At 64.5% G+C, this 7,879-nt stretch carries 4 protein-coding genes; all 4 read left to right on the plus strand.

Features of this window, described 5'->3' with window-relative positions:
* The first annotated feature begins 6 nt into the window (after positions 1 to 6).
* The gene (gene cobN / locus BN2476_RS30050; RefSeq protein ID WP_087737854.1) at positions 7 to 3,810 is read left to right on the plus strand and encodes a cobaltochelatase subunit CobN; all 3,804 of its coding nucleotides are present in this window, start codon (positions 7 to 9) and stop codon (positions 3,808 to 3,810) included.
* Positions 3,807 to 4,838, plus strand: a complete 1,032-nt coding sequence (locus BN2476_RS30055) for a magnesium chelatase ATPase subunit I (protein ID WP_087737855.1) — start codon at positions 3,807 to 3,809, stop codon at positions 4,836 to 4,838. Before cobN ends, BN2476_RS30055 begins: the two co-directional genes overlap by 4 nt.
* A 29-nt stretch (positions 4,839 to 4,867) precedes the next feature.
* Positions 4,868 to 5,512, plus strand: coding sequence for a vWA domain-containing protein (locus BN2476_RS30060; RefSeq protein ID WP_087737856.1), 645 nt, complete (start codon positions 4,868 to 4,870; stop codon positions 5,510 to 5,512).
* Between the two features lie 374 nt (positions 5,513 to 5,886).
* Positions 5,887 to 7,879 (plus strand): ESPR-type extended signal peptide-containing protein (locus tag BN2476_RS30065; protein WP_268957963.1); only part of this gene is annotated, 1,993 nt, incomplete at its 3' end.

A 7,879-nucleotide genomic window follows, 5' to 3' on the forward strand; every position in this document is an offset into this window, starting at 1 on the left:
GGCGCGATGCATCTGCTGCGCACCGTTCCCGGCGGTTTCGTCGACGATACGAAGGGCGTCATCCGTATCGACCAGAAGCCCGCGGATATCGTGATCCTCAGTTCCGCGGACACGACGCTGTCGCTGCTCGCGAGCGTCGTGCCGCGTCTTGGCGAAGGCTTTCCGAGCGTGCGGCTCGCGAACGTCACGTATCTGCGGCAGCCGGCTTCCGTCGATTTCTATATCGACGATGTGTTGAAGCATGCGCGCGTCGTCGTCGTCGATCATCTGGGCGGCGAATCGTACTGGCCGTATGGGATCGAGCAGGTCGTCGCGCTCGCGCAGCGCAACGGGCAGACGCTCGCGATGTTTTCCGGCGACTTGCAGGAAGACCCGAATCTGCTCGCGCGCAGCACGGCGGATGCGAACCTGTGTCATCGGCTGTGGCGCTATCTGCGCGAGGGCGGTGCGCGCAATGCCGAGTCGTTCATGCGCTGCATCGCGTGGCGCGCGCTTGGCTGGGGCGACGAGCCTGCGCTGCCGAGCCCGTTGCCCGCAGCCGCGCTCTATCACCCTGCGCGCGACGCCGCGACCATCGAAGACTGGCAGGCGCGCTGGACGCCGGGCGCGCCCGTCGTCGCTGTGCTGTTCTACAAGGCGCATTTGCAGGCCGCCAACACGGCCGTGTTCGATGCGCTGATCGATGCGCTCGAAGCACGCGGCATGAATCCGTTGCCGGTCGCGATCACGTCGCTGAAGGATGCGGTTAGCCGCGATGTCGTGCAGCAACTCGCCGCGCAGCACCACATCGCGCTCGTGCTGAACACGACGGCGTTCGCCGCTTCCGCGATCGACGATCCCGAGCCGCTCTCGCTGGCGGGCGACGCGCCCGTGATGCAGGTGATCCTGAGCGGCGGCAACCGCGAAGACTGGGTGAAGGACAATCACGGCCTCAATTCGCGCGATATCGCGATGCACGTCGCGCTGCCCGAAGTCGATGGCCGCATCATCACGCGCGCGATCAGCTTCAAGGGCCTTGCGTATCGCTGTCCGCATACGCAAGTGGACGTCGTTCGCTATCAGCCGGATCATGAGCGCGTCGCGTTCGTCGCCGAACTGAGCGAGCGCTGGTGCAAGTTGCGCCGCGCGCCAAACGCCGACAAAAGGCTCGCGCTGATACTCGCGAACTATCCGATGAGTGAAGGGCGCATCGGCAATGGCGTGGGACTCGATACGCCTGCGTCCGTGGTGAACATCCTGAAGATGCTGCACGACGAGGGCTATCGCATCGACGACGTGCCCGCGAACGGCGACGCGCTGATGAACGCGTTGACGCAAGGCGTGACCAATGATCCCGTCGTGCGCGATCTGCGGCCCGCGTTGCAAAGCCTCGCGTTGAGCGATTACATGACGCACTTCGCCTGTCTGCCTCAATCGCTGCGCGATGCGCTGAACGCGAAGTGGGGGCCACCCGAACGCGATCCGACCTTGCGGCGCGAGCGTTTCATGATTGCGGGCTGGCGCTGCGGACATGTGTTCATCGGCATCCAGCCGCCGCGCTCGCGCGAGCAGAACGACTACGCGAGCTATCACGATGCCGAACTCGTGCCGCCGCATGCGTATCTCGCGTTCTATTTCTGGCTGCGTCATCAGTTCGGCATCGACGCCGTTGTGCATGTCGGCAAGCATGGCAATCTCGAATGGCTGCCGGGCAAGAGCGTCGCGCTGAGCGATGCGTGCTGGCCCGATGCGATTCTCGGGCCGCTGCCGCATCTGTATCCGTTCATCGTCAACGATCCGGGCGAGGGCAGCCAGGCCAAGCGCCGCGCGCAGGCCGTGATCGTCGATCATCTGATGCCGCCTCTCACGCGCGCCGAAAACTACGGGCCGCTGCAAGACCTCGAGCGCCAGGTCGACGAATACTATGACGCGCTGATGGTCGATCCGCGCCGCGCGAAGCTGTTGCGCAAGACCATTCTCGATACGATCGTCACGCATCGGCTGCATGAAGAGCTGAGCCTCGATACGCCGAACGATGCGGATGCGGAAGACGCGCTGCTCACGCGCGTCGACGCATGGCTGTGTGAGCTGAAGGAAGCGCAGATACGCGACGGCTTGCATACGTTCGGCGAGTCGCCTCAGGGCGTGCAGCGGCGCGACACGCTGCTTGCGCTCGCGCGCTTTCCCGTCGGCGACGGACAGGGCGCGAAGGCGGGCCTCATCGATGCACTCGCACGCGATCTGCACGTCGATCGCATGTTCGATCCGTTGTCGGCGGACTGGTCCGCTGCGTGGGAAGGGCCGCGTCCTGCGTTGCTGGAACAGGTGAGCGATGCGCCGTGGCGTCACAACGGCGACACGCGCGAACGGCTCGAACTGCTCGCGTCGTGTTTGCTCGACGACATGTGCGGACTGCCTTGCGATTCGCGCATTCCACTCGATGCAGATGCATTGCCGCACGCAGTGCGCGTTCTGGAACGCATGCGCGAGGAGATCCTGCCGCGTCTCGACGCATGCGGCGCGCACGAGCTGATGCATCTGAAACGCGGGCTCGAAGGGCGTTTCGTGCCGCCGGGCCCGAGCGGCTCGCCGTCGCGCGGACGTCCGGACGTGCTGCCGACGGGCCGCAACTTCTATTCCGTCGACACGCGCGCGATACCGACACAAGCCGCGTGGTCACTGGGACTGAAGTCGGCGCAGACGCTGATCGAGCGTCACTTGCAGGAGCATGGCGACTATCCGCGCGCGATCGGCCTGTCCGTGTGGGGCACGGCGACGATGCGCACGGGCGGCGACGATATCGCACAAGCGCTCGCGCTGCTCGGCGTGCGGCCGAAGTGGGCGCCGGGCAGCCATCGCGTGACCGACTTCGAGATCATGCCGATCGCCGCGTTCGATCGTCCGCGCATCGACGTGACGTTGCGCGTGTCGGGCTTTTTCCGCGATGCGTTCGCCAACGTGATGCATCTGTTCGATGCGGCCGTGCAGGCTGTCGCCGAACTCGACGAGCCCGAGGACGTCAACCCCATTCGCGCGCGCGTGATGCGCGAGCGCGATGCTTGGATCGCGCGCGGCGTCGCGCCGGATGAAGCACGCAGGCGCGCGGGCTTTCGCGTGTTCAGCGCGCGGCCCGGCGCGTATGGCGCGGGTTTGCAGGAGATCATCGACACGCAACGATGGCAGACGGACGCGGATCTCGCGAATGCGTATCTGTCGTGGGGCGGCTACGCGTACACGCAGAAGAGCGCGGGCGAGGAGGCGCGGCACGCATTTGGCACGCGGCTCGCGGCGATGGATGTCGTCTTGCAGAATCAGGACAACCGTGAGCACGACGTGCTCGATTCGAACGACTATTACCAGTTCCAGGGCGGCATGACGGCGGCCGTGCGGCATCTTGCGGGCAATCAGCCGCACGTCTATCACGCGGATCACAGCAACCCGGATGCGCCTCGGGTTCGCACGCTGCATGAAGAAATTGCGCGCGTGATCCGCTCGCGCGTGGTGAATCCGAAATGGCTCGACGGCGTGAAGCGTCACGGCTACAAGGGCGCGGCCGAAATCGCCGCGACGGTCGATTATCTCTACGGCTACGATGCGACGGCGCGCGTGGTCGCCGATCATCAATACGCGCTCGTCGCCGACGCGTATCTGAACGACAGCGACACGCGCGAGTTCATGCGCCGGCACAATCCGCATGCGCTGCACGCCGTCTGCGAGCGGCTCGTCGAAGCGATGCAGCGTGGGCTCTGGCAGCAGCCAGGCGGCTATCGCGGGCAAATCGAACAACATCTGCTGGATAGCGAACAGCACATCGAAGGATCACGATCATGAGCGAAACCCGGGCGACGCCTGCCGTGTTTCCGTTTTCCGCATTGATCGGCCAGGCGCCGCTGCGACAGGCCTTGTTGCTCGCCGCCGTCGATCCGGGCATCGGCGGCGTGCTGGTCAGTGGACCGCGGGGCACGGCCAAATCGACGGCGGCGCGCGCGCTCGCCGAACTGCTACCCGAAGGCCGCTTTGTGACGCTGCCGCTCGGCGCAAGCGAAGACCGACTGATCGGCACGCTCGATATCGAAGCGGCGCTGCGCGATGCGTCGGTGCGCTTTTCGCCGGGGCTGCTGGCCAGCGCGCATCGCGGCGTGCTGTATGTCGATGAAGTGAATCTGCTGCCGGATGCGCTCGTCGATGCGCTGCTCGATGCGGCGTCGAGCGGCGTGAACACGGTCGAACGCGATGGCGTTTCGCACACGCATGAGGCGAGCTTCGTGCTGATCGGCACGATGAATCCGGAAGAGGGCGAGCTGCGTCCGCAACTGACGGACCGTTTCGGCTTGATGATCGAACTGGAGAACTGCTACGAGCCGCGGACGCGTCAGGACATCGTCAAGGCGCGGCTTGCGTTCGATCTGGACGCTTTCGGGTTTCGCTCAGGGTATGCCGGGCAGCAGGAAGCGCTCGTCGCGCGCATACGCGATGCGCGCGCGTCTTTGACACGCCTGTCGTTCGACGATGCCGTGCACGCACACGTCAGCGCATTGTGCATCGCTGCGGGTGTCGATGGATTGCGCGCGGATCTCGTGATGCTGCGCGCGGCGCGCGCGCTGGCTTCGTTCGAAGGCGCGGGCGAGGTGACGCTGGAGCATGTAGATCGAGTGGCGGAATCGGTGTTGCTACATAGGCGGCGCTTGCATGACGATGATGCCGGACAGCCTCAGGAGGCCGCGTCTTCCGATCGACAGCCGTCTTCTACCGATAGCGCGAATCCATCCGGCGAAAGCGACTACGGCTATCTTCCACCCGAACGGACGGGCATCACGCACGTCAAGCAGGTCATTCCGCTTCCGACAAAAAAACGCTGAGCCATCGAAAGGGCGCGGCCGCGCGCGCGATGCGCAGCGGTTTTCGATGGCGGCAAGGCGCGGGCGATGCATCGCACGACGGCTCGGCCGGCGCGCGCATCGCGTGGCCGCGTACGCTTGCCGCGAAGCGCAATCAACGTTTGCATGTGGATCATCTGCGCTTCGTTCATGAAGCCGCACGTGGCGGCATGCTGCATTGCTTTGTGCTCGATTGCTCCGGTTCGATGCTCTCGGGGCAAAGGCTTGCGCTTGCCAAGGGGCTGCTCGTCGCGCTGTTCGATCAGGCGCGCGCCGAGAGGGCGGAGGCGGCGCTCGTGTGTTTCGGCGGGCAACGTGCCGACGTGCGCTTCCGTCCCGCCGTGCCGCGCTGGTGGAACGAACGGTGGCTGTCGCCCATCGGCGGCGGTGGCGGCACGCCTTTGACGCTCGGCACCGAAACGGCGGCGACAGTGCTCGAACGCGCGGCACGCCGCAAGCCCGGCCAGCAGCGCTGGCTGTGGATTCTCACGGACGGCCGCAGCAGCGGTACGCCCACGCGGCCTGTTGCCGCGGATCATGTCGTCTTCGTCGACTTCGAGCGCGACGAGACGGTGCGGCTCGGTCGCTGCGCGCAGCTCGCGCAAGCATGGGGCGGTGAATACGTGCGCCCTGACGGGTTGATTGCCGCAAGGTAATCGCGCTCGCGGCACTGCCATCGCGATCGCAGGATTGCGCGAGGCATTCGGGCCCGCTGCCCACATCGCTTCGAGAGTTCGTCATCCCTTTTCGAGTCTTTTTCGAAGACATACGTAGGGATGCTTCGAACTATGCGTGGCAAACATCTAAATAAGACTGCTCCTATTCAGCACTTCTGTCGTTTCGCCTAACTTGCCGACGCTGCTAACCCGTCGATTGGATGTGGATTGTCTGCGACGTGTGAAAGAAGTCGACGTGCAGACGTTGTCTTTTTGCGCACTCGAAGCGTCGCCACAAAGCGGAAGTCGTTCCGATATCTGAGCCGATCGCTGGACTGAAGTTGATCATTTATTTAGAAAAGTTAGGATGACAAATGAATAGAGTTTACCGGACTGTGTGGAACGAAACGACGGGTACGTGGGCCGCCGCACAGGAGAACGCCGCTGCTCGTGGCAAGGGGGCGTCGAAGAAGAGTCTCGCGGCCGTCATTGGTGTCGTTGGTGCAGGCATGGGGCTTGCGGCGAGCGGCGCACATGCAGCCGTCACGGCTGGATATGGCTCGCTCGAATTGTGCCCGGGACTCGCGACGGGAGGCACGGGCTATTCGTACGGCTACGCGACGAGTATGAACAACCTGGACTGCACCGTTACGGGGAGCAATCCTCTTGCGTTCTCGCTGAACAATACGGGCGACACCAATGGGTCGTACGGATTTTCGGCATCGACGGCCCGTGTTACCGGTTATCAGACTGGCTTGCTGGAGCTGAAGGGCGGGGCGGGCATCAGCATGCTGAACACCGTGGACATGAACGCGAACAAGATCACGGATCTCGCTCCAGGTGCCGTCAACGTGTCCAGCGCCGATGCGATCAACGGTTCGCAGCTGTACAACGTGGCGAGCTCGACGGCAGCGGCGCTCGGCGGCGGCTCGACCTTCAATACGACGACGGGCACGATCTCCGCACCGACCTACGTGCTCGACGGCGGCAACACGACCGCGACCAGCGTGGGCGGGGCGATCACCAATCTCGATGGCCGCGTGACGCAAAACACGACGGACATCAGTAACCTCGCAACGCAGATCAACAACGGCACGATCGGTCTGGTGCAGCAGGCCAGTTCGACTGCGACGGTGACGGTGGCGAAGGGTACGGGTGGCACGCTGGTGGACTTCACCGGGACGGCAGGCGTACGCAAGCTGACGGGCGTGGCCAACGGCAACGTGAATGCATCGAGCGTGGATGCGGTCAACGGCTCGCAGCTGTACAACCTGGCGAACTCGACGGCGAACGCAATCGGCGGCGGTTCGACGGTGAACAACGATGGCTCGATCTCGAACCCGACGTACGTCGTGGGCGGCTCGACATTGACCAACGTGGCGGGCGCGATCACGAACATCGATGCCCGCATGAACAACATCATCTCGGGCGGCGGGATCAAGTATTTCCATACCAACTCGACGCTGTCGGATTCGACGGCATCGGGTGTCGATTCGGTGGCGATCGGCGGTGCGGCCGCCGCGACAGCCCGGAACTCGGTGGCGCTGGGTTCCGGCTCGACGACGACGGCCAATCTGTCGGCGGCGGGCTATAACCCGGGCAACACCGCGTTGTTGGGTACGGCATCGGCTGCTAACGGCGAGATGTCGGTGGGCTCGGCAGGCAAGGAACGCCGCTTGACGAACGTGGCGGCAGGGTCTGCCGCGACGGATGCGGTGAACGTGAGCCAGCTGCAATCGGAAGACGCCAAGGTGAATACGGAGGGCGCAGCGACGGCGGCGGCGCTCGGCGGCGGTTCGACCTTCAATACGACGACAGGCACGATCTCCGCGCCGACCTACGTGCTGAACGACGGCAACACGACCGTGACCAACGTGGGCAGCGCAATCACGAACCTCGACGGCCGCGTGACGCAGAACACGACGGACATCAGCAACATCGAGACGCAGATCAACAGTGGCTCGATCGGTCTGGTGCAGCAGGATCAATCGACACGCACCATCACGGTCGCGAAGGGCACGGACGGTACGGTCGTGGACTTCACGGGCACGGCGGGGGCGCGCAGGCTGACAGGGCTGCTCAACGGCAACATGAATGCATCGAGCACCGATGCAGTGAACGGCGCGCAGCTGTACAACGTATCGCAGTCGACGGCGAACGCGCTCGGGGGCGGCTCCACCCTCGACCCGACGACAGGCACGATCTCCGCGCCGACGTATGTGCTCGATAGCGGCAACGCCACTGTGACCAACGTGGGTAGCGCGATCACCAACCTCGACGGCCGCGTGACGCAGAACACGACGGACATCAGCAACATTGAGACGCAGATCAACAGTGGCTCGATCGGCCTGGTGCAGCAGGATCAAT

Source organism: Paraburkholderia piptadeniae (assembly GCF_900007165.1).
In the GTDB taxonomy this organism is placed as follows: domain Bacteria; phylum Pseudomonadota; class Gammaproteobacteria; order Burkholderiales; family Burkholderiaceae; genus Paraburkholderia; species Paraburkholderia piptadeniae.